22 protein-coding genes and 1 riboswitch are annotated in these 20,128 nt (G+C 47.1%); of the genes, 7 read left to right on the plus strand and 15 right to left on the minus strand.

The window, feature by feature from the left end; translation table 11 throughout:
* Positions 1-38: 38 nt before the first annotated feature.
* Together Q5873_RS07255 and Q5873_RS07260 are read right to left on the minus strand one after the other, a co-directional pair.
* Positions 39-902 (minus strand): sirohydrochlorin cobaltochelatase, encoded by an 864-nt coding sequence (locus Q5873_RS07255; RefSeq protein ID WP_028255562.1) that lies wholly within the window; start codon positions 900-902, stop codon positions 39-41.
* 400 nt (positions 903-1,302) lie between these two features.
* Positions 1,303-1,620: a hypothetical protein gene (locus tag Q5873_RS07260; protein ID WP_276789342.1), complete on the minus strand. Its 318-nt coding sequence runs from the start codon at positions 1,618-1,620 to the stop codon at positions 1,303-1,305.
* A gap of 283 nt (positions 1,621-1,903) precedes the next feature.
* Between Q5873_RS07260 and Q5873_RS07265 the strand changes: the two genes are divergently transcribed.
* Together Q5873_RS07265 and Q5873_RS07270 are read left to right on the plus strand one after the other, a co-directional pair.
* Positions 1,904-2,908: a sirohydrochlorin cobaltochelatase gene (locus Q5873_RS07265; RefSeq protein ID WP_303060210.1), complete on the plus strand. Its 1,005-nt coding sequence runs from the start codon at positions 1,904-1,906 to the stop codon at positions 2,906-2,908.
* A 245-nt stretch (positions 2,909-3,153) separates the two neighbouring features.
* Positions 3,154-4,086, plus strand: coding sequence for an ABC transporter substrate-binding protein (locus Q5873_RS07270; RefSeq protein WP_288300676.1), 933 nt, complete (start codon positions 3,154-3,156; stop codon positions 4,084-4,086).
* A gap of 76 nt (positions 4,087-4,162) precedes the next feature.
* Here the strand turns inward: Q5873_RS07270 and Q5873_RS07275 are convergent, their stop codons facing one another.
* Positions 4,163-4,507 (minus strand): hypothetical protein, encoded by a 345-nt coding sequence (locus tag Q5873_RS07275; protein ID WP_288190678.1) that lies wholly within the window; start codon positions 4,505-4,507, stop codon positions 4,163-4,165.
* Positions 4,485-4,964 carry an MFS transporter gene (locus Q5873_RS07280; protein ID WP_303060153.1) on the minus strand — a complete coding sequence of 160 codons (480 nt, stop codon included), beginning with the start codon at positions 4,962-4,964 and terminating at the stop codon, positions 4,485-4,487. The genes Q5873_RS07275 and Q5873_RS07280 overlap by 23 nt, the downstream gene beginning before the upstream one ends.
* Positions 4,965-5,140: 176 nt before the next feature.
* On the opposite strand from Q5873_RS07280, the gene Q5873_RS07285 reads away from it, so the two are divergent.
* Complete coding sequence (locus tag Q5873_RS07285; RefSeq protein WP_303060212.1) at positions 5,141-5,311, plus strand: MerR family DNA-binding transcriptional regulator; 171 nt, start codon at positions 5,141-5,143, stop codon at positions 5,309-5,311.
* A 172-nt stretch (positions 5,312-5,483) separates the two neighbouring features.
* Here the strand turns inward: Q5873_RS07285 and Q5873_RS07290 are convergent, their stop codons facing one another.
* The 11 genes from Q5873_RS07290 to Q5873_RS07340 are packed head-to-tail and all read right to left on the minus strand — an operon-like array spanning position 5,484 to position 14,244.
* Positions 5,484-6,275 (minus strand): ABC transporter ATP-binding protein, encoded by a 792-nt coding sequence (locus Q5873_RS07290; protein WP_303060155.1) that lies wholly within the window; start codon positions 6,273-6,275, stop codon positions 5,484-5,486.
* On the minus strand, positions 6,275-7,273 hold the full coding sequence (locus Q5873_RS07295) for a FecCD family ABC transporter permease (protein ID WP_288190675.1): 999 nt from the start codon (positions 7,271-7,273) through the stop codon (positions 6,275-6,277). Before Q5873_RS07295 ends, Q5873_RS07290 begins: the two co-directional genes overlap by 1 nt.
* A gap of 1 nt (position 7,274) precedes the next feature.
* On the minus strand, positions 7,275-7,940 hold the full coding sequence (locus tag Q5873_RS07300) for a precorrin-8X methylmutase (RefSeq protein ID WP_028255331.1): 666 nt from the start codon (positions 7,938-7,940) through the stop codon (positions 7,275-7,277).
* Positions 7,918-8,706 carry a precorrin-6A reductase gene (cobK, locus tag Q5873_RS07305; protein ID WP_303060158.1) on the minus strand — a complete coding sequence of 263 codons (789 nt, stop codon included), beginning with the start codon at positions 8,704-8,706 and terminating at the stop codon, positions 7,918-7,920. The genes Q5873_RS07300 and cobK overlap by 23 nt, the downstream gene beginning before the upstream one ends.
* Complete coding sequence (cobJ, locus tag Q5873_RS07310; RefSeq protein ID WP_071838097.1) at positions 8,703-9,485, minus strand: precorrin-3B C(17)-methyltransferase; 783 nt, start codon at positions 9,483-9,485, stop codon at positions 8,703-8,705. Before cobJ ends, cobK begins: the two co-directional genes overlap by 4 nt.
* Positions 9,428-10,627 carry a cobalt-precorrin 5A hydrolase gene (locus Q5873_RS07315; RefSeq protein ID WP_303060161.1) on the minus strand — a complete coding sequence of 400 codons (1,200 nt, stop codon included), beginning with the start codon at positions 10,625-10,627 and terminating at the stop codon, positions 9,428-9,430. The genes cobJ and Q5873_RS07315 overlap by 58 nt, the downstream gene beginning before the upstream one ends.
* Positions 10,624-11,385: a precorrin-4 C(11)-methyltransferase gene (gene cobM / locus Q5873_RS07320; protein ID WP_303060163.1), complete on the minus strand. Its 762-nt coding sequence runs from the start codon at positions 11,383-11,385 to the stop codon at positions 10,624-10,626. Before cobM ends, Q5873_RS07315 begins: the two co-directional genes overlap by 4 nt.
* A 3-nt stretch (positions 11,386-11,388) precedes the next feature.
* Positions 11,389-11,976 (minus strand): precorrin-6Y C5,15-methyltransferase (decarboxylating) subunit CbiT, encoded by a 588-nt coding sequence (gene cbiT, locus Q5873_RS07325; RefSeq protein WP_205088028.1) that lies wholly within the window; start codon positions 11,974-11,976, stop codon positions 11,389-11,391.
* Complete coding sequence (gene cbiE, locus Q5873_RS07330) at positions 11,973-12,602, minus strand: precorrin-6y C5,15-methyltransferase (decarboxylating) subunit CbiE (RefSeq protein ID WP_303060166.1); 630 nt, start codon at positions 12,600-12,602, stop codon at positions 11,973-11,975. The genes cbiT and cbiE overlap by 4 nt, the downstream gene beginning before the upstream one ends.
* Positions 12,581-13,696: a cobalt-precorrin-5B (C(1))-methyltransferase CbiD gene (gene cbiD, locus Q5873_RS07335; RefSeq protein ID WP_303060167.1), complete on the minus strand. Its 1,116-nt coding sequence runs from the start codon at positions 13,694-13,696 to the stop codon at positions 12,581-12,583. The genes cbiE and cbiD overlap by 22 nt, the downstream gene beginning before the upstream one ends.
* A gap of 53 nt (positions 13,697-13,749) precedes the next feature.
* Entirely contained in the window at positions 13,750-14,244 is a 495-nt protein-coding gene (locus tag Q5873_RS07340) for a YajQ family cyclic di-GMP-binding protein (RefSeq protein WP_205088026.1), read from the minus strand.
* Between the two features lie 234 nt (positions 14,245-14,478).
* Here Q5873_RS07340 and Q5873_RS07345 point away from each other — a divergent pair, with 234 nt between their 5' ends.
* From Q5873_RS07345 to Q5873_RS07360, 4 genes are all read left to right on the plus strand, one after another.
* A complete protein-coding gene (locus Q5873_RS07345) occupies positions 14,479-15,396 on the plus strand; it encodes an RluA family pseudouridine synthase (RefSeq protein ID WP_303060169.1) in 918 nt (305 codons plus the stop codon).
* A gap of 176 nt (positions 15,397-15,572) precedes the next feature.
* Positions 15,573-16,502 carry a class II fructose-1,6-bisphosphate aldolase gene (gene fba, locus Q5873_RS07350; RefSeq protein ID WP_028255340.1) on the plus strand — a complete coding sequence of 310 codons (930 nt, stop codon included), beginning with the start codon at positions 15,573-15,575 and terminating at the stop codon, positions 16,500-16,502.
* Between the two features lie 208 nt (positions 16,503-16,710).
* Positions 16,711-16,794, plus strand: a riboswitch (ZMP/ZTP riboswitch).
* Between the two features lie 65 nt (positions 16,795-16,859).
* Entirely contained in the window at positions 16,860-18,110 is a 1,251-nt protein-coding gene (locus tag Q5873_RS07355) for an L-lactate MFS transporter (RefSeq protein ID WP_083963074.1), read from the plus strand.
* 275 nt (positions 18,111-18,385) lie between these two features.
* A complete protein-coding gene (locus Q5873_RS07360) occupies positions 18,386-20,062 on the plus strand; it encodes a putative polysaccharide biosynthesis protein (protein WP_303060174.1) in 1,677 nt (558 codons plus the stop codon).
* Positions 20,063-20,128: the final 66 nt, after the last annotated feature.

Genomic DNA, 20,128 nt, shown 5'->3' on the forward strand with positions numbered 1-20,128 from the left:
CATCCGTAATTACGTGCGTAGTATGAGTCCGTACTGCTTTACGCCGTACATGCGCGGCGCTCGTTCTCGCTAGCTTCGCGACCGGTTTGCTGCCTACGCTCCACCATGCGGATAGAGTGAGCCAAATGCTTCAAGAACAAGTCTTGAATATACGGATTTTCACCTAAGCCTTCATTCCAAATAGATACGCCATAGCCTTCTTCCGTCAATAGCGATGCCACCGAATCGGGACGCTCACCGCCAAGAAAATCCATCAGGTGCTCGGAGCCAATCAGTGCTAACGGCACCACCAGGACTTCATGATGATCCAAACGTTCTAACAAGGTCAATGCCTGTTTAAAGTTTGGAAATCCATTAGACGTAAACACAGCCACATTTTGTCCGGCTCCGTAGAAACACTTTAGCTGCAACGCACTGAATTCTAATTGATTTTGTCCGTTGGCCATAAGCAATACCGATTTATTGAGGGCCCGAATATTAACATGCTTCATAATCGCTTCAATAGTCGAGGCGTAATCGTCGGCGTAGTTTTTTACCCCTAACGAACTCAATAAAGGCTTGCCTACATTGAGGCGAAGACCACGGTCATTTCCGTAATTAATTTTAGCGATAGTCTTGCGCATTTTCTGATAGCACTGATCCGCCACCAATGTGAAGGGGAGAATATGAATATCTTTTACGCCTTGACCGGCCATGTCCGCAATCGCTGCTTCCAAGTCCCATACAGTTCTATCGTATTTCTCATTCCACTTTTCAATTAAGGCATCTGCTAAGAATACGCGATGCACTATTGCTTCCGGATAGGTCTTACGAATTTTGGCTTCCATGCAGCCTACTGATTTTTCTACGGCTTCACCATAAATCGATCCAAATGTTGCCAGTATAATACCTTTCTTGTTCATACTATCCTCCGTTTCAGTCGTCCTCTAGCTACCAACGTTATCCCTATCTATCATGGTGGAGTCACTTTTCTTCACTGCCACCTGTTATGGATTATTATCATGCAGCTTTGCATAACAATGTTATCTTTCATTTCGTATCTTTATCATACGGTACATTGTTAAATTCGTCAATGAGAATTTGTCTCATTTATAAAATTATCAATGACTATCACAAAGAATGTTGCATTTATCACAAGATTTCTTGTTTTTACTGGTTTTATCTGTATTTATTTTTTATAGTTCACATACTGTTTCACTGTTTTCACAGCTACACCAAACGATAATATTATCATTAACTTCTCCTGTACGGTCCACAACAAACTTTGCCCGGTATAACCCATACAGTAGAATGTATTCTCTCTTAAGGCTGTGAAAATACGCGCGGTGCAGCTACATCGAAAATCTTAGCTATCAACGGCAAGTACTTTCCTTCTATCAAGGTGCGATTACGTTCACTCCGCGTAATCAGCCATAACGCCCGGCCATTATAGGTAATGCGTAACAAGCTATTAATATATCGATTAAAATCTTCTTCACCCATTGCATCCCGCAAAGCCAATAATTTGCCGTGAATCGGTTCTCCTTGATACTCCGGTCGTTCCAGTACCGGTGTAAATACAACTTCATAAACGGTATCTGACGTTTCGCGTGCTGTCGTGCCGCTTTCAAATTCATTCATATATATGCCTCCTTGAGCCATGTCTTTATAGTTTTATATAATACATGAGTCGTAATTAATGATAGCAGAAAAACGCGTCCTTGACTACGCATAGACAAATTCACTCTGGCAGATATAACGATTTGTTATTACTCTATCTAAAACGCCGGTTTTCCATTGACCCTTTTCAACCTCTTTGTTATGATGAATGCAAATGAACATGTATTTCAAAATGCATATTCGTTATGAATGACAATTATGTGAGTAGATTAGGTATTTAGGAGTGAACGACATGAATCGAAAAATGAAACACACTGTAGCAGCTGCCTTTGCCGCATTTGCTTTAGTCGGTGTAGGTGCTTGGGGAACCTCTGTCGACGCAGCTTATCAATTAAGTTCGGAAGTAAAGACGGCCACACCGGCTCTCTTGGAAGCTACCGAAATCGGCTTGCGCACATACGTAAATCCTGACGCGGCTATGCAAGCCAAACCAAACAAGGATGCGATTGTAGTCATGAGTTTCGGCACCACATTTAAAGATACCCGTGCCAAAACAATCGATGCTACCATAGAAGAAATCAAAGCACAACATCCCGGCACAAAGGTAGTAACCGCTTTTACATCGCATATCATCATAGACCGCATCAAGGCTAAGGAAGGTATTACCTACCCTACACCGGAAGAAGCCCTTGATCAATTACAAAAGGAAGGCTATACCCGTGTGGCCTTGGCTACATTGGATGTGATTCCCGGCCTTGAATACAATTACAAAACTGCCGTGTATAATCAATACAAGCATAACTTCAAAAAAATGACCATCGGCATGCCGCTTCTTTATTGGATGGGACAAGAAGAGCAGCGTGACGACATCGTTACTATGCTTGATGCACTTCGCACACAGTTCCCGCAACAAACTGCCAGCGACGCTATCCTCATCATGGCTCACGGCACTCCGGATCCGTCCAATGCCTATTATTCCGTGATCCAGGACCGCATTGACTCCATGGGGCTAAAAAATGTGTACGTCTACTCAGTGGAAGGGTGGCCTCGTCTTGACGATATCATCCCACAGCTGAAAGCCAACGGCATCAAGCATGTAACCCTTATGCCGATGATGATGGTAGCCGGCGATCATGCCAACAACGATATGGCCGGTGATGAACCGGATTCGCATAAATCACAACTGGAAGCCGCCGGCTTTACAGTAGGGACCTACATTCATGGCATGGGAGAAAATCAAAAGATTCGCGATATCTTTGCTGCCCACGCCGATGAAGCATGGCAGGCCTTACAAGCTGATAATAAATAACTGATACACTCTGATACACGAGATACACTCTGATACACGATGCCCATCGTGTTCAGCGCAAAATTGTGTACACTATACACTTACGCATTACGATTTCATACGTATTGCCATCGCCACAACGATGATGTCCTCACCATCAACAGACTTCATTGCTTGTGGCGTTTTGCGTTCTCCGGGGTTGCAGGCCCCATCCCGTACCCGTATAATAATATTCGTATATTAACTACAAAGGATGGTGAATGCTCATGAAAAAATTAATTGCCCTCGGTCTTTTGCTCATCGGATTGCTCACCGTAATCGCCGGCTGCGGAAAGACCGATTCTACTGCGTCACAAGCTACGCGCACCGTTACTTATGAAGGCACCCAGTACACAATTCCTGCTAAGCCGGAACGTATTGCGGTACTGTCCAATTCTATTTTGCAAATGCTTGATGCTGTCGGCGGCACTTCAGTATCACGGGTAGAATCCAGTGATGTTTTATCCGATAAGCTGCAAAAGCTTCCATCGTTAGGTCATACGGCGTCCATCAATATGGAACAGCTGTTGGCATTAAAGCCCGATTTAGTATTGGGTCTTTCCAATCAACATGCTAAGTTTGAATCGCAGTTGCAATCGAATAAGCTTCCTTATATTCTTATCACCTATGACGGCATCAAGGACAATGTGCCTCTTATAGAATTTTTAGGCGATATTGTAGGTCAGCCGGACAAAGCAAAAGCGGTAATAGCCCAATACAACGACGGTATCGCCGCCGCTAAGGCTAAGCTTACCAATGTGACTCCGGCGCGTGTAGCCGTATTGCGTGCGACCGGAAAAGCTGTAACAGCCGAAACGGAAAAATCCATTACTGCCTCTATGGTAAAAGAACTGGGCATGGATAATGTGGTCCTCAATCATAAAGAGTTAGCCGACTCCACTGCTAAAACAGTTCCCTATTCACTGGAAACGTTAGCGGTAGATGATCCTGATGTCATCTTCATCGTTACCATGGGCAAAAAGGAAGATATTACCAAGACTATGGAAAAGGAAATGACCGGCAACCCGGCTTGGAATAATCTAAAGGCTGTTAAAAACGGCAAGGTATTCTATCTACCATCAAATCTTTTCCTTTTAAACCCGGGGTTACATACGCCGGATGCTATGAATGAATTAATTAAAGATGCGTACAACTTATAATTGCTTCAAGCCGTATCTGCACCTTCAACTACTATATAAGTAGATAGTATGTAAGTAATTATTCTATCATTGGTTGTTACACGATAATTACTAACAAACAAAAAACGGTATTGTATCTTACTCTCGGCGCCTTAGTGCCAACCAAAGATACAATACCGTTTTTATTTATCGCATGCGATATGCCCACAGCCAAGCCAAACACCCAAGCGAACATAGCCCAGATCAGCAGTACCCCAACAGCACCGTAGCTAACTTGCTGTAACAGCGAAAAGCATACAAGCCCTGCCATCTGTAACGCGATGGCGATTAAAATCGTCTTCCGTGCTCCCAACGAGTCCGCCATAATGCCGCCGACCTTAAAGCCTGCCAAGCTGGCAACCCCCAAGGCTAGCAAGGCACTACCGATAAGCCCTTCCGTCATCCCCCTGCAATCCATGCAGCAGCGGAATCGTAAGGGAGGCACTAAATCTCATAGAAATATATGACATCGCCGCAGCCCGTCCGTTATTACCGGCCAGGGATGCTGCAATAGCGTAGGATATAGCGATAAATGCACCGGAGCCAATTCCCAAGATAGCCCGAGATAACATCATCCACCAAAATGAATTCGTCACCAGCAAAATGAATATACCGACCAACAAAGTCACTAGTGCCGCTGTTAATTGTTCATTTTTTGGGGGACGCGATACTAAAATAACAAAGGGTGGTGATCCAAACGCACTGGCTAAGGCAAAGGCTGTAACGAGTTGTCCTGCCATTTCGATAGTAATCCCCATGGAGGCAGCAATTTTGTCTAAAATACCAACAATAATAAATTGCGATGTGCCGACCAGAAAATTAATCAGTGCCAGCATACCTATAATCCACGATTGCTTCATCTATTCATACTCCTTTCATCACGCCACCGATTATACACAGCGGTAGTAACTATCGGTCAAGTATTTTTTGTAAAATAATAAAAAGCCACGCTATAATAATAGCGAGCTTTCATTAAAGTGAGCACATACTGTATTTATATCAGCAACAGGAAAGTCGAGGTGCACTCATGTATACAATGGCAGAGGTTTGTAAAATGACCGGCTTAACCTATCAAACATTAAAGTTCTATTGCAACGAGGGCTTGGTCCCCTACGTGCAACGAGATAAAAACAATCATCACCTCTTTGATGATGCCATGGTCAGAGGAGGTCATGAACGGCACTCGTCCTTACATCAGTCCCTTTGATTCTCCTCGTAAGTAACCATACATCAGTGGTAATACTAAACGAAAAATAAAAATCGGTATCTCTCGCAACAGCTCATCATGCGTCTATACATGATTGGCCACCGCCAAAGATACCGATTTTATTATGTATAGTCTATTATCAAACATAGTCTGTTATCGAACAACTTATCACTTACAGCAGTCCGTGAATTTTTACATACGGTGACCCATCGGATTCCCGTTCGATAGTACTGTCCACGGCAAATACTGTACGCAACAGTTCTGCTGTCATGACTGTGTCCGGTGAACCGGTCGCTACCATGTGACCTCCACTGAGAACCGCAATAGCATCTGAGTAACGTGCTGCTTGATTTAATTCATGAAGTACCATGACAACCGTCAGGCCTCGCTCTTCATTTAAGCGTCGCAATAATTCCATAATCTCAAACTGATGATTAATGTCAAGATACGTTGTAGGTTCATCAAGAAGAAGCACCGTCGGCTCCTGGGCCAATGCCATAGCAATCCACACCCGTTGCCGCTCGCCACCGGATAAAGAACTCACCCGTTGCTCCTTGAGGTGCGATGTTTTAGTAGCCGCCATCGCTGCCTCTACAGCACGACGATCTTCCCCGGCCGTATTACGCCACCAATTTTGGTGAGGAAAACGACCGCAGTATACCAATTCTTCCACAGTAATGTCCTTTGGCATTTCCGGTGTTTGCGGTAAAAATGCCATATGCTTGGCTAATTCCTTAGCTGCCCATGAAGATGTGGGCTTTCCCTGTAGCATGATCGTTCCCTGTTGTGGCTTCAAGGTACCTACAATAGATTTAAGCAAGGTACTTTTACCACAACCGTTCGGCCCTATAAGCGTTGTAATTTTACCGCCTTCTACCGTCCAATCGATTTCTTTAAGTACCTGTTTTTCACCAAAGGCCAACGATAAATTCGCAACGGTAATTACTGGCTCCGTCATCGACATTACGCATCCCTCCTTAACAACCACAAGAAGAATGGCGCTCCGAAAAAGGCCATGATGATTCCTACCGGTACCTCTACAGGACTAAACAGAACTCGTCCCAGCGTATCGCTGACAACAAGTACGGCTGCCCCTAAACATGCGGATCCGGGCAATAAAAAGCGATACTCCGTACCGATAATCATACGGGCAATATGAGGAATAACGAGTCCCACAAAACCGATTAGGCCCGCCACACTGACTGCACTGGCTGCTAAAAAAGCGGCTACAGCCGTCATCATAAAGCGAGTTTGTTCCACGGGTAAGCCCAATCCTTTTGCCGTTTCATCGCCCAATGACAGTATGGTAAGCCGCCGACTGCCCAAGAAGGCAAGAATAAGACCTACCACCGTGTAAGGAGCCAACACATACACCTGTGGCCAGCTGCGCGCCGATAAGCCGCCTACCATCCAAAGAAGGGCTCCCTGTACGCGATCACCGTAGAACACCAGTAATGCCGAAATCCCCGAGCCCAGAAAGGCTGCTACTGCCACGCCGGCCAAAATAATACGCGTCGGTCGGATACCATTGCGCCATGCCAACGCATACACCATGAGAGCGGCTGCCAAAGCACCGACAAAAGCTACCATCGGCACCAAGTATTCCCAGCTGGGAAATAAAATCAAAATAATAACGCCTGCCAAGCCGGCCCCTGATGATACGCCTACAATCTGCGGATCTGCTAAGGGATTTTTCATCACTGCTTGCAAGATAGCTCCGGCCACAGCAAGGTTAGCGCCTACCAAAGCCGCTACAATGTTGCGCGGGAAGCGAATGTTCCAGATAACCATATCCTGCGTATCCCGTAACGTGGGACTCCACAGCGTATGCCAAATCTTAGCAATGGTGATGTCCGCCGAACCAAAGGCCATAGACAGCACAAGGGCTGCCAAGGCAGCCCCTAAAAATACGAGAACTACCGTCATACGCCACGCATTACGCGTCTTTGCTGTTCCGGTCATTTTATTTCTTCTCGTCTCCCTGTACAAATAACATAGTATCGCGTTTTACATTTGTATATAAAAGCGCATTAATAACAGAAGCCGCAATCGGGCTACCGCCTTTGTTTCCTTTCACCGTAATATATGGCACCGGTGATACTTCCATTAAGTAATCCTTGGATTCCGCCGCACCGACAAAGCCTACCGGGATACCTACAATAAGTGCCGGACGTACCCCTTCTTCCAAAGCTAACCGCAATACTTCATAAAGAGCGGTCGGTGCATTGCCAATAGCCACAATCTGTCCATCCAACTGCTTGCCGAAGGTGCGCATAGCCGCAATAGAACGAGTAACTCCCAATTCTTTTGCCAGTTCCGCTACTTTCGGATCCTTAATCAAGCAGTGTACTTCACTGCCGCGCAATGCCAACGCCGGTTTGTTGATACCGGTGCGCACCATTTCTACGTCACAATAAATATGCGCTCCCTTGTTCAACGCTTCGATGCCCTTTGCTACCGCATCAGGACTGGTGCGCACCAGCTGCGCATACTCCACATCGCCGGATGCATGAATCGTACGCGAATAAACACGCACTTCATCCTCTGTTAAACCCAAATCTTTTACGTACGGGTAAATGAGCTCCATACTTTTATCTTCAATGGCTTTAGGATTTTTTACATAGTCCATTTACTCTATCCTCCCATAAATCAATAAATTCATCAGCCGATGTTATCGTCGTAGCCCCCTTCGCAGGCTGTGGGCGATCGATAACGATAATATGCAACCCCAGGTCCATAGCCGCTTTTAACTTCGTATCAGATCCGCCTACGAGACCGGAATTCTTCATTACTACGACTTCGGCTTTGGTATCACTAAACATAATACGATTCATATCATAACTGAACGGTCCTTGCATAGCAATGATATGCTTCGGTGATACGCCCAGCTCTTCCATCATAGTTAATACCTCTGCTGTCGGCAACACGCGGGTCCACACCGTTTTATTCTTCAATGCGTCCGCCTTGGCAAAAATATGCATGGTTTTACTGCCCGTCGTGAGGTATATAGTATCGCCTAATTTTCCTGCCAGAGCAGCCGCTTCATCTTCATTCGACACATGATGTAACTTATCATACGCCGGCAAAGGAACCTCCGCTCGCTCAAAACGAACAAACGGAATTCCTTCAGCCGCCGCAGCACTGCGCGCAGTAGCCGTCACGATTGCTGCATAAGGATGACTGGCATCGACAAGCAAACTAATATTTTTCTCGCGAATCAGAGCCTTCATTGCCTCTTCATCCAGTCGGCCGGTATGTACTTCAATCCCCTCATGAGCCGCCAGTTCTGCACCATACTGGCTGACAACGGATACCAAGACCGGAGTTTTCGTATGCTCACGCACAGTCACGGCAAGACGCCGACCATCGAGTGTACCGGCAATAACCCAAATCATAATTTATAACCGCGCGGCGTAATCATGCGACCGTTTTCCACGTACGTCTGACTGTTGCCGATAATAACCAACGTCTGCATATCGACTTCTTCTTTAGTAAAGTGTTCCAAATCGGAAATCACAATATGCTGACCCTTACGCCCCGCTTTTTGTACAATACCTACCGGCGTCTTCGGGTCGCGGTGCTTCAATACTAATTCACGCACTTCATCAAGATGGGTAACACGTTTTTTACTGCGCGGATTATACAAGGCAATAACCATATCGCCTTCCGCACACAAATCCGCACGTTTTTTGATAAGCTCCCACGGAGTCATCAAATCACTGAGACTGATAACTGCAAAGTCGTGCATAAGCGGTGCCCCCAAAACGGATGCCGCCACATTAACTGCACTCAGACCCGGAATAATTTCTACCTCCGGACGGCGGTCCGCATCAACCTTATTGGCCAATTCCATAACCAAACCGGCCATACCGTAAATGCCCGGATCACCACTGGATACAACGACAACCTTATGACCTTCTAACGCCAAGTCAATCGCCTGCTGGCAACGGTCTACTTCCTGCATCATTGCCGTGCCCACTGTTTCCTTATCGGCAATCAAATCCTTAATTAAGTCTAAGTACGTTAAATAACCTACTACACGGTCTGCTTCCAAAATAGCTTCCCGCGCCTGCGGTGTCATATATTCGTCATTGCCCGGTCCGATGCCAATTACCTTTACCGTACCCGTGCTATTGCCACCGTGGTTCTGGGATACACTGTTTTTTTCTGCCATAATTCCCGGCTCTTGGCCAGTAACATTGCCGTTGTTTCGCATACGTTTCCTACTCCTATCGTCTGTTTAACAAAATTTGATTCTTCTATATCAGCCGCTGCAATGAGCGGTTTCATTTCTTCTTGCGTATAAAATTGAATGGGCCATCCCAATCGTTTCATAGCTGTCAATAACCCCTTTTCATCAGCCTTGACAATCACCGATGCAGCTCCGTAAACACTCTTCGGCGAACGTCCTAAATTGGCCAGTGAGTCGAGTACAGCCGCTTCTATCATCTCTGCCGGTGTATCGCGGCGACAGCCAATCCCCACCGCCATAGTCTTAGGTCGCAAAAACAATCGCGTACCCTCTACCGTCATCACGCGGTCCGTAATAATAATGCGCACAACTATCTCACACTCATTATCACCGGCACTCTTTATGTGGTCTGTTCGCTGAATCTGATTTGCCTTATCACCGTTGCTTCTCGGCAAATCGTCGCCCTGACAAGCTGCGCCGTCAAAAGGGACTACCTTAATGCCGTAAGCCATCGCCTGTTCGCGATACGTCTCAAACTCAGACAGCGAGGTATCCAAATAATAGCGCACCGGCTCACCGGCTACAATGGCAGCATTCACATGACGCAAATCCGTAAAATCATCTACAGCCAGTCCCAGCTTGCGAGCCAACACATCCGGCGCCGGCAATCCATTGACATCCGTTGCTGTAGTTATCACCGGATCGGCACCGGCTATCTGCGCAATTTCTGCCGTCCATTCATTGGCCCCGCCTAAATGCCCGGACAAGAGACTGATCGCATGATGAGCACCTTCATCCATAACAACCACGGCCGGATCCGATGACTTATGCACCACATAAGGGGCAATCATGCGCACCACAATACCGGTGGCCATAATGAAGAGCAACCGATCATAGCCGTTAAAAATTTCCTCCATCATAGGCTTGAGCGAAGTATACACAATAGCCTCATCACTGCTTTCGCGGCCGCTTTTTTCGTAACATACCACCGCATCGCCGGACTGGCGCAATTGTGCCGCCACCTGTTGACCTAAGGCGGCCCCTTTAGCTGTTACGGCCATAATGGCAATCCGTGACCGGCTACCACTTTCTTTATCAGTCTCCGTTGCCGTTAACACACTCATTCCTTAGCACTCCGATACATATGGCTGAAGCCTTTGTCGTACAGCTTGGACAACTCATAGTCACTGTCCAGTACCTTGCTGACAACAATCATCGCCTGACGCAGTACGCCTTCCTTGGCTACAATATCCGCAATGGTTTCCAATGTACCACGGATAATCCGCTGATCCGGCCACGATGCCTTGACTACAATGGCCACCGGCGTTTCTTTTGCGTAACCGCCGCTGATAAGCTCTTCCACAACCTTATCAATCATCTGCACGCTGAGGAAAATGCACATGGTTGCTTCATGGGATGCCAATAAAGCCAGCTTTTCCTTCGGCGGCATCGGGGTTCTACCTTCCATACGTGTAATGATAACTGTCTGGGATACATTCGGCAATGTATATTCTTGTTTCAACGCGGCTGCCGTAGCCAAGAATGAACTGACACCCGGCGTCACATCATAGCTGATTCCCAACTCATCCAGCGCATCCATCTGTTCTTGAATGGCGCCGTAAATAGCCGGGTCACCGGTATGAAGACGAACAATGCTTTTTCCTTCGGCAGCGCCCTTCTTCATAACCGCCAATACTTCATCCAGATTCATCATAGCACTGTTATGAATTTCACAGCCTTCTTTGCAGGCCTGCAGAATTTCAGGATTTACCAACGATCCTGCATAAATAACGATATCAGCTTCACTAACCAAACGATATCCCTTGCGCGTAATAAGCTCCGGATCTCCCGGACCTGCGCCGACAATATGTACCTGTGCCACGCTCTATACCTCCTGTGGCTGCTTTACAGCCGTAACAATAAAAATCGGACTCAACGGATTCAGCAGATGATACGGTCCCGCCTTGCGAAAGCGGTTTACCTGCATCTGAAATCCTTCATACGTAAATGGTCGCCCTTTTAGTTCCTTTAAAATCGTGTGCCCCGTTTCCATGGTCACTGCGGTAACCACCAAACGACCACCGTCTTTCAATAATCGTTCGGATGCATCCAAAATAGCCCCCATGCCACCGGCGCTGCCGCCGATAATAATCGCATCCAGCGGGGGTAAGTCAGCCATGCCCTCCGGCGCTTTGGCTTCAATCACTGTCAAATTATGCACATTAAATTTAGCGGCGTTTGCTTTAATAAGCTCGATGCCCTTAGCGAAACGCTCAATGGCATACACGTGACCGTTCGGTGCCCCCAAAGCTGCTTCGATGGAAATCGATCCTGTACCGGCACCGACGTCAAGCACCCTACTGTCCTCCTGCACGCGGGCTTCATTAAGCACCATTGCACGGATTTCTTTTTTCGTCATCGGTACATCGCCGCGAATAAATTCGTCATCATCAATTCCAAAAAAATGTCTCATCCCATCACCACCAATACTGAATGATAAAATCCGGGCAACTCGGCAATATCGCCAAGCGTGGCCCGTTCAATACGTTCATCCTCATAGCTGAGGCGCTCACAGGCAGCCGCCGTTGTTTCCTTCGGCCAGCCATGTTCGTCCATCAAAATCCGCGCAATCGCAGCCGGATTATGCTCCTTATCCGTCAAAAAGCCCAACGTTCGCCCTTCTTCATAGCGCAATTTAGCCGCCGGTGGAATGCGCCCGTGAAAGCTCATCAAATCTGCGTTCTGCCATACTTCACCGAGCCGTGCAAAAGCAAACGTCATTGAGCTGATACCGGGAATGACCTCTAACGGATAGGTAGGAAATTTTTTCTTTAAGTACGGTAATAAACTATAATACCCTGTATCGCCGCTGACCAGCACCACAACATCATCATGCGTTAACTGCTGTTCAATCCACAAGGCTAGTTCACTGAGCTTGCCTGTCACCGGGTAACACTGTTGTCCGTCACGGGCAAAATCCTGTAGCGCACGCTCGCTTCCTACCAGCACCTTGGCCTCGGCAATTCGTTTGAGACCGATGGGCACGACATAGTCGGGGTTGCCCGGACCGATTCCGATTATACGGAGGGTATGTGCCAACCTTCTTCACCTCCGATAGCTTGGGCCGTATCATTGACCGCTAAAATATCTCCATCCAAGGTAGCAATAATAATCCCTACCTTGGCCTCACCTGCAATATAGCGTTCGGATCGCATCGCTGCCCGATCGGCCACACGCTGATAGACGCTTTCCAGATGCTCCCGTGCCAGAATAGGCATAGCTGCTTCTGTCGTACGGCACTCCATAATTTCTTGAGCCACCTTCTGCGAAGCTCCGTCTAACGCCGCGTACGCTACCAACGTTTCCATACGTCCGTCACTCATGCGGTTATGTGTGTGAAAGCTCCCGCTGGCCAGCTTAATAATTTTACCGATGTGACCGATAATAAGCACTTTAGTAAAACCAATCTTAACGCATTGTTCCAACATGAAGCCAATAAAATTACTCGTCTCTGCTTGGCGTTCTACGGGAATGCCCAGTACATTTTTAGCCAACTCCTGTCCGATGCGTCCCGGCACTAACACAGCTGTTCTATGACCGGCCGCATACATGACTCGCAGCTGTGGTACCAACGAGTTTTTAAATCCTTCTTCACTCATGGGCTTCACAATCCCTGTCGTACCGATAATGGATATGCCGCCCTCAATGCCTAGCGTGGCATTAAGTGTTTTTTTCGCCAGTGCTTCGCCTTCGGGAACACTTACCGTTACCGCAACACCTTGCGGTGCCTTGCAATATGCATCAAACACCAGCTTCATCATCGCCCGAGGACCGGGGTTAATGGCCGGCTCTCCCGGCGCTAATGCTAATCCCTCTTTAGTCACTGTCCCTACACCGTGTCCTGCTTGAAACCGCAGAACACCGTCATCGGTAAGCGTTACCGTAGTCACCACATCTGTGCCATGTGTTACATCCGGATCATCGCCGCCATCCTTAACGATAGTGGCCTCCGCTACGGTATCACTAAGACGACGCACCGCCTTTACCGGTACATCAATCCACTGACCTTGAGGATTTTCTATTTGCACGCGACTTGGATACTCTTCTTCAAGAAGTGCCAACAATGCCGCCTTCATACCGGCCGTGGCACATGACCCGGTCGTGTATCCTCCGCGCATATTTTCTACGTCCAACTATACCTCCTTACGCAAAGAAGCAGCCCTTGTGAGCTGCCCCCTATGCGTGATTACGAGCGGAAATTCACAAACTGTAGTTCAACCGGCAAGTCCTGCTGTTTCAACATACCGATGACAGCCTGCAACGAATCCTTATCCTTGCCGGCTACACGCACTTGATCTTCCATAATCTGTGCCGTCACCTTAAGCTTCATATTCTTAATCAGCTTAACGACTTCTTTAGCAGTTTCTTTAGAAATACCTTTTTTAATCGTAATCACCTGACGCACCGTAGCTCCCGAAGCCGGTTCTACCTTGCCGTAGTCCAAATTCTTCAACGCCACACCGCGCTTTACCATTTTTCCTTTTATTACATCTATTACTGCATTTAATTTATACTCATCATCGGAAACGACTTTGATGGTATCGCCGTCGAGGGAAATCTCGGACTTACTGCCGCGAAAATCATAGCGCGTACCGATTTCCTTCTTCGCCTGATTGACGGCGTTGTCCACCTCCTGCATGTTGACTTCCGACACAACGTCAAATGAACAATCCTTTGCCATTCTCACGCCTCCTCACTTTGTAATCATTGTATATTCCTATACTATAGTCAATTCTTATTCCTATACTATACCGGAATACAGATATTATATCATATGAAGTACCATTGCCGAATAGCCATTCGCCACACCCTTTTAAATTGATATGAAAATTTTTCATGCTCCCGCTTGTATCCGCTACGGCGATAGGATACAATGTATGCATTGTATTACCAAAAGTTAGAAAGTGTATAAACTATGAAACCTTTATTATCCATTTTTATACCACCGGATCAAAGGCGCATCTCTATCAATCATGCCGTAAAACAACATGGCGTTTCTCAAGCAATGCGGCGGCGTCTGCGAACACACGGACGATTTCAGCGCAACGGCCTGCCATGCACCTGGGATACGATTCTCAGCTGCGGCGATTGCCTCGAAGTCTACTTGGAAGCACCGCGCCATATAGAGCCTTGGTCCGTCCCTCTGAGCATCGCTTTCGAAGATGAACATCTGCTCGTCATCAATAAGCCCGGCGGGCTGTTGATGCATCCCACTTCCGATGAACGGTATCATACCTTAGCGAATGCCGTCATCGCCTATTACAACAGTACCGGTCAAACCGATGCCGCCTTTCATCCTGTACACCGATTGGATAAGGATACCTCCGGACTGGTTATCATTGCTAAAAATGCCTTCGTGCAACACAGTTTTAGCAAAAAACGGGTGACATTCCGTAAAATTTACGATGGTCTTTGCGACGGTAACTTTCCTGCTGCTAAACTAACCGTTCACTGGCCTATTGATCGCAAAGCCGGCAGCATCATCGAACGCTGTTGCGCACCAACCGGCAAATGGGCTCACACCGACATCGAATGCCTGGCTCACGGACAACGCCTTTCTTATGTGCGTTTCCTATTGCATACGGGACGTACACATCAAATTCGCGTTCACATGGCACACCTGGGCTTTCCTCTTTTAGGTGATGATATTTACGGCGGGTCTACGGATTTACTGACTACCCAGGCCTTACACGCCGGCGGGCTGCAATTTGTCCATCCCATGACGGGAGCGTATATTTCTCTGACCGCACCTATTCCCGACGCATGGAAACCCTTATTACAAGCGCACTTGGGAACGATTAAGTCCCACAACAATGCGGCGCCTACAACGTAAGCACCCATTGCGGGTGCTTTTTATATACAATTCATAGTAGCCGACTTACCATCTTCTTGCTATACTAACAGTAGAATAAACTGCATGAAGCAGTATCACTGGTACCTAATCTATCCCGACATCACGCGAACTGTGAGCGGAACATTACATTAGGTGATTACAAGGAGGAATAACAAATGCCATTAGTATCCACTAAAGAAATGTTTGAAAAAGCCTATAAAGGCGGCTATGCTATCGGTGCCTTTAATGTTAATAATATGGAAATCGTTCAAGGGATTGTCGATGCTGCCAAAGAAGAACAGTCCCCGTTAATTTTGCAGGTGTCCGCCGGTGCCCGTAAATATGCTAAGCACATCTACTTGATTAAATTGGTAGAAGCTGCTTTAGCCGATACGGATTTACCGATTGCCTTACATCTCGACCACGGTGACACCTTCGAGCTTTGCAAAGACTGCATCGACGGCGGCTTTACATCCGTTATGATCGACGGCTCCAAATACGATTTCAAAGAAAACGTTGCTCTCACTAAAAAAGTAGTTGAATATGCACATGCTCACGGTGTTGTTGTCGAAGCCGAACTCGGTCGTTTGGCCGGCGTAGAAGATGACGTGAATGTTTCTGCCAACGATGCTATCTTCACCGATCCGGAACAGGCCGCCGAATTTGTACACCTTACCGGCGTTGACTCCTTAGCTATCGCTATCGGCACCAGCCACGGTGCTTACAAGTTCAAGGGCACGCCGTACCTCGACTTTGACCGTTTGGAAAAAGTAGGTAAATTATTACCGGACTTCCCGATCGTACTTCACGGTGCTTCCAGCGTATTGCCGGAATTTGTAAAAAAATGCAATGAATTCGGCGGTGACATTCCGGGAGCCCAAGGTGTTCCGGAAGAAATGCTTCGCAAAGCCGCTTCCATGGCTGTTTGCAAAATTAACATCGACACCGACTTGCGCCTGGCTATGACGGCTACCGTACGCGAATACCTTACCAAAAACCCCGGCGAATTCGATCCTCGCAAATACTTAGGACCGGCTCGTGATGCCATCAAAGGTATGGTACAGCATAAGATTAAAGACGTACTCGGTTCGTCTAACCGTATTTAACGCTAACCTAACTCACCTATTAGGTTAACGGCGACAGCAGGCTATGGTTATTGCCTGTAGTTACTGTGTGTAGTTACTACCTATAGGTACTGCCTACAGTTATTGTCTATAGTAACTACATCTAATTTATACATATCATTGATAATCGAAAATTATCAATTTGTACGTTGACAAGCGATACATGTATGTTATAATGATTCCATCATTAGTAAGCCTACAGTGCTGACGGATAAGTGGAATTGACCACATGTACTGTAACCGCTTTGTATTGCCGACCGTCTGGGCACCCTTTCGAGGAGCTCAGGCGGTCTTTTTGTATCTGAGTCACTCGAGGGACGTACAGAAAGGGATGAAATTATGAGAAATCGTTGGCTTATCGCCCTCGCTGCCGTGGGCATTCACATTTGCATCGGCAGCGTTTACGCCTGGAGTGTATTGACTCGGCCTATCATGGCCGCTATGGGTTGGTCCTTAAAGGAAACCACCTGGACCTTCTCCTTGGCTATTCTGTTTTTGGGTCTCTCCGCCGGTCTACTGGGCAGCTTTGCGGAAAAAATCGGCCCGAAGAAAAGCGGTCTTCTATCCACTTGCTTCTTCGGTATCGGCATGCTCGGAACTGCTTACGCATTAACGCAGCATAGCTTAACTCTCTTGTACATCTTCTATGGTGTCATCGGCGGTATCGGCCTTGGCGTTGGCTACATCACTCCTGTATCTACACTGGTAAAATACTTCCCTCGCAATCGTGGTTTTGCCACAGGCCTGGCTATTATGGGCTTCGGCTTTGCCGCGCTTCTCGCCGGTCCCCTTATGCAGTATCTTACTGTCAATTATGGCTTAATTAATACCTTCTTGGTACTGGGTTGTGCCTATATCATCGTTATGGCCCTATCTTCGCTGTACCTCAAACCGCCTGCAGTAGATGCTAACAAACCGGAATCTCGTTTGTTACAGCGTGGCATGACCGCCCATGATGCTATGCGCACCTGGCAGTTCTCCGCATTGTGGTGGGTATTCTTTATTAACATCACCTGCGGTATCGGTCTCCTGGCTGTCGCCTCGCCGATGGCCCAAGAAGTAGTAGGCATGACACCGACGCAAGCTGCTTCTATGGTCGGTCTTATCGGACTGTTAAACGGCGGTGGTCGCATCGTATGGTCAACCATCTCCGACTACCTCGGTCGCGGTATCACCTATGCCCTCTTCTTCCTTTTGGAAATCGGTGCCTTCGCTATGCTGGCTAACACCGATACTCCCTTCGTATTCCAAGCGTTGGTATTCTTGATTATCACCTGCTATGGCGGTGGCTTCAGTTGCATGCCCGCTTACTTGAGCGATCTCTTCGGTACCAAAGCACTCAGTGCTATTCATGGTCGCATTCTTACCGCGTGGGGCTTTGCCGGTATTGCCGGTCCGATGCTGATCTCGGTGTTGCGTGAAACTACCTCCGGCTATAACATTACACTATACACATTTGCCGGCTTGTTTGTCCTCAACTTTATTATCGCCCTTGTACTCCGCTTTGTCGGCACGGCTCCGCAGTACACGGTAACCGAAGACAATACCGACGATGTGGTAACCTTGCATAATAAACAAGCGTTACAGTAAGGCTACTTGCTTGGCAAACTATTTTGTTTACTGCCATGAACAGCGTAGCAAAATTATCTATCTTTACAATTACCTATACTGCCAAGCTATTTCATAAGTAGTTATAGTTTATCAAGCTCCTCGTTACGGCGAGGAGCGCTTTTTGTTACTGCATCTTTTTTGTCACTACCGGGGCAAAAAGTGCCGCCGGACCTTCTCATTTATCTAATGCGTAGGAATAAAAACTGTGCTACAATAAGAAGCTGAACAGTATTACATATTTATAGGGAGTTTCTATGGTTAACAGATTCTTACAAGGCACTCTGGTACTGACGATTGCCGGCTTTGTCGTCAAAGCAATCGGCAGCATCAACTGGATCTTACTGTCCCGTGTCCTCGGCGGCGAAGGGATTGGTATTTACCAGATGGCCTTTCCGATTTATCTCTTAGCTCTGCAAGTATCCAGTGCAGGGATTCCTATTGCGATTTCTATTGTCACCGCCGAAAAGGTGGCACGCTGCGATTATACTGGTGCCAAGAAGGTATTCACCTTATCCTTTAATTTATTATTCATCACCGGCTTACTGTGCAGCTTGCTCATGTACTTCGGTTCGGATTGGTTAATTTCATCCGGATACATCATTGATAACAGGGCATACTATTCATTAATTGCCTTGTCGCCGGCCATCTTTTTTGTTACCCTCATCTCTTGCTATCGCGGGTATTTACAAGGTTGGCAATTAATGACACCGACTGCCATCAGTCAAATTATCGAACAGCTGCTGCGCGTAGTCGTTATGCTCGGTGCCGGGTATCTCCTGTTGCCTTACGGACTGGCCGCTGCTGCCGGCGGGGCTAGCTTAGGTGCCGGTATAGGTGCCTTTGGTGCATTGGTCGTTCTCATGTATTACTACTATAAGTTACCACGCTTGGCCGATGGTACACCGTTAGAAGGCACCGGCACTTCACAACGTGCCAACGAACTCCATAACAAAACCACTGCTACCGGCAACGATACAAACACTACCGTCACTGACGAAATGACTCCATCCGACAGTCTTTCGCAACGACCGGTTATCGAGAAGGAAAGCTCCGGTTCTATTCTCTACCGATTAATTAAACTGGCCATTCCTATTTCGTTAGCCAGCGTTATGTTGCCTTTAGTAGCTAACCTGGATTTGTTTATCGTCCCTCGTCGGTTGGCCGTTGCCGGTTTTTCCACCGGTGAGGCCACCGAGTTATTCGGGTATCTAACCGGTATGGCGGTGCCTCTTATCAACTTGGCCACCATCATTACTGCTGCCTTAGCTACCAGCTTGGTACCGGCTATTTCCAATGCCAAGTCGCTAAACGATGCGAAAGGCGTCTTCTATCGCACATCCGGCGCTATGCGCATTACCTTTATGGCCACAGTGCCGTTTACGTTGATGCTCTACGTGTTGGCCGAACCGGTAGTAACCGTTATCTATAATGCGCCAAAAGCTGCCGAAGCAACGCAAATTTTGGCTATCGCTATTTTCTTTCTCGGATTACACCAGGTAACGACCGGTATCCTCCAAGGTCTCGGCAAACCGACCCTACCGGTAATCAACATGGGGATTGCCGCCATATGTAAAGTAATTTTAAACTGGAATTTAACGGCTATTCCTTGGCTTGGTATCGCCGGCGCTTCGTATGCTACCGTAGCCGATATCGGCGTAGCCGCTTTACTCAATCTCATTTGGATTAAACGTTATACCGGTTACTTTCTTGATATTTCCATCCTTTGGAAAAATATTGTCAGCGCCGTAATTATGGGCATAGCCATGTACTTCATCTATGGTTACATTGCTCCGCTTATGCCGATGTTCTTAGCTATGGTCATCAGTGCAGCCATCGGCGGTGTCATCTATGTAATCATCATGGTGCTGCTTAAAGGATTGGATCGCCATGACGGACAACGCATGCCAATTATTGGTCGCTTTTTTAAATAAGTAAGTATGGTAGACTATATTACCTTACATCAACTACAAATAAGAAAAGGCCCGAAGGGCCTTTTT

This window comes from Veillonella magna (assembly GCF_959600285.1).
GTDB classification, from domain to species: Bacteria; Bacillota; Negativicutes; order Veillonellales; family Veillonellaceae; genus Veillonella_A; species Veillonella_A magna.

Coding starts and splice junctions, on each gene's coding strand:
- Q5873_RS07300 (WP_028255331.1), bottom strand. CDS start 7,940: ATGGACTATGTAAAAAATCCTAAAGCCATTGAAGATAAAAGTATGGAG.
- Q5873_RS07255 (WP_028255562.1), bottom strand. CDS start 902: ATGAACAAGAAAGGTATTATACTGGCAACATTTGGATCGATTTATGGT.
- Q5873_RS07360 (WP_303060174.1), top strand. CDS start 18,386: ATGGTTAACAGATTCTTACAAGGCACTCTGGTACTGACGATTGCCGGC.
- Q5873_RS07315 (WP_303060161.1), bottom strand. CDS start 10,627: ATGAGTGTGTTAACGGCAACGGAGACTGATAAAGAAAGTGGTAGCCGG.
- Q5873_RS07275 (WP_288190678.1), bottom strand. CDS start 4,507: ATGACGGAAGGGCTTATCGGTAGTGCCTTGCTAGCCTTGGGGGTTGCC.
- cbiT (WP_205088028.1), bottom strand. CDS start 11,976: ATGAGACATTTTTTTGGAATTGATGATGACGAATTTATTCGCGGCGAT.
- fba (WP_028255340.1), top strand. CDS start 15,573: ATGCCATTAGTATCCACTAAAGAAATGTTTGAAAAAGCCTATAAAGGC.
- Q5873_RS07345 (WP_303060169.1), top strand. CDS start 14,479: ATGAAACCTTTATTATCCATTTTTATACCACCGGATCAAAGGCGCATC.
- Q5873_RS07270 (WP_288300676.1), top strand. CDS start 3,154: ATGAAAAAATTAATTGCCCTCGGTCTTTTGCTCATCGGATTGCTCACC.
- cobJ (WP_071838097.1), bottom strand. CDS start 9,485: ATGGCAGAAAAAAACAGTGTATCCCAGAACCACGGTGGCAATAGCACG.
- cobK (WP_303060158.1), bottom strand. CDS start 8,706: ATGATTTGGGTTATTGCCGGTACACTCGATGGTCGGCGTCTTGCCGTG.
- Q5873_RS07295 (WP_288190675.1), bottom strand. CDS start 7,273: ATGACCGGAACAGCAAAGACGCGTAATGCGTGGCGTATGACGGTAGTT.
- Q5873_RS07280 (WP_303060153.1), bottom strand. CDS start 4,964: ATGAAGCAATCGTGGATTATAGGTATGCTGGCACTGATTAATTTTCTG.
- Q5873_RS07260 (WP_276789342.1), bottom strand. CDS start 1,620: ATGAATGAATTTGAAAGCGGCACGACAGCACGCGAAACGTCAGATACC.
- Q5873_RS07340 (WP_205088026.1), bottom strand. CDS start 14,244: ATGGCAAAGGATTGTTCATTTGACGTTGTGTCGGAAGTCAACATGCAG.
- Q5873_RS07265 (WP_303060210.1), top strand. CDS start 1,904: ATGAAACACACTGTAGCAGCTGCCTTTGCCGCATTTGCTTTAGTCGGT.
- Q5873_RS07355 (WP_083963074.1), top strand. CDS start 16,860: ATGAGAAATCGTTGGCTTATCGCCCTCGCTGCCGTGGGCATTCACATT.
- Q5873_RS07285 (WP_303060212.1), top strand. CDS start 5,141: ATGGCAGAGGTTTGTAAAATGACCGGCTTAACCTATCAAACATTAAAG.
- Q5873_RS07290 (WP_303060155.1), bottom strand. CDS start 6,275: ATGTCGATGACGGAGCCAGTAATTACCGTTGCGAATTTATCGTTGGCC.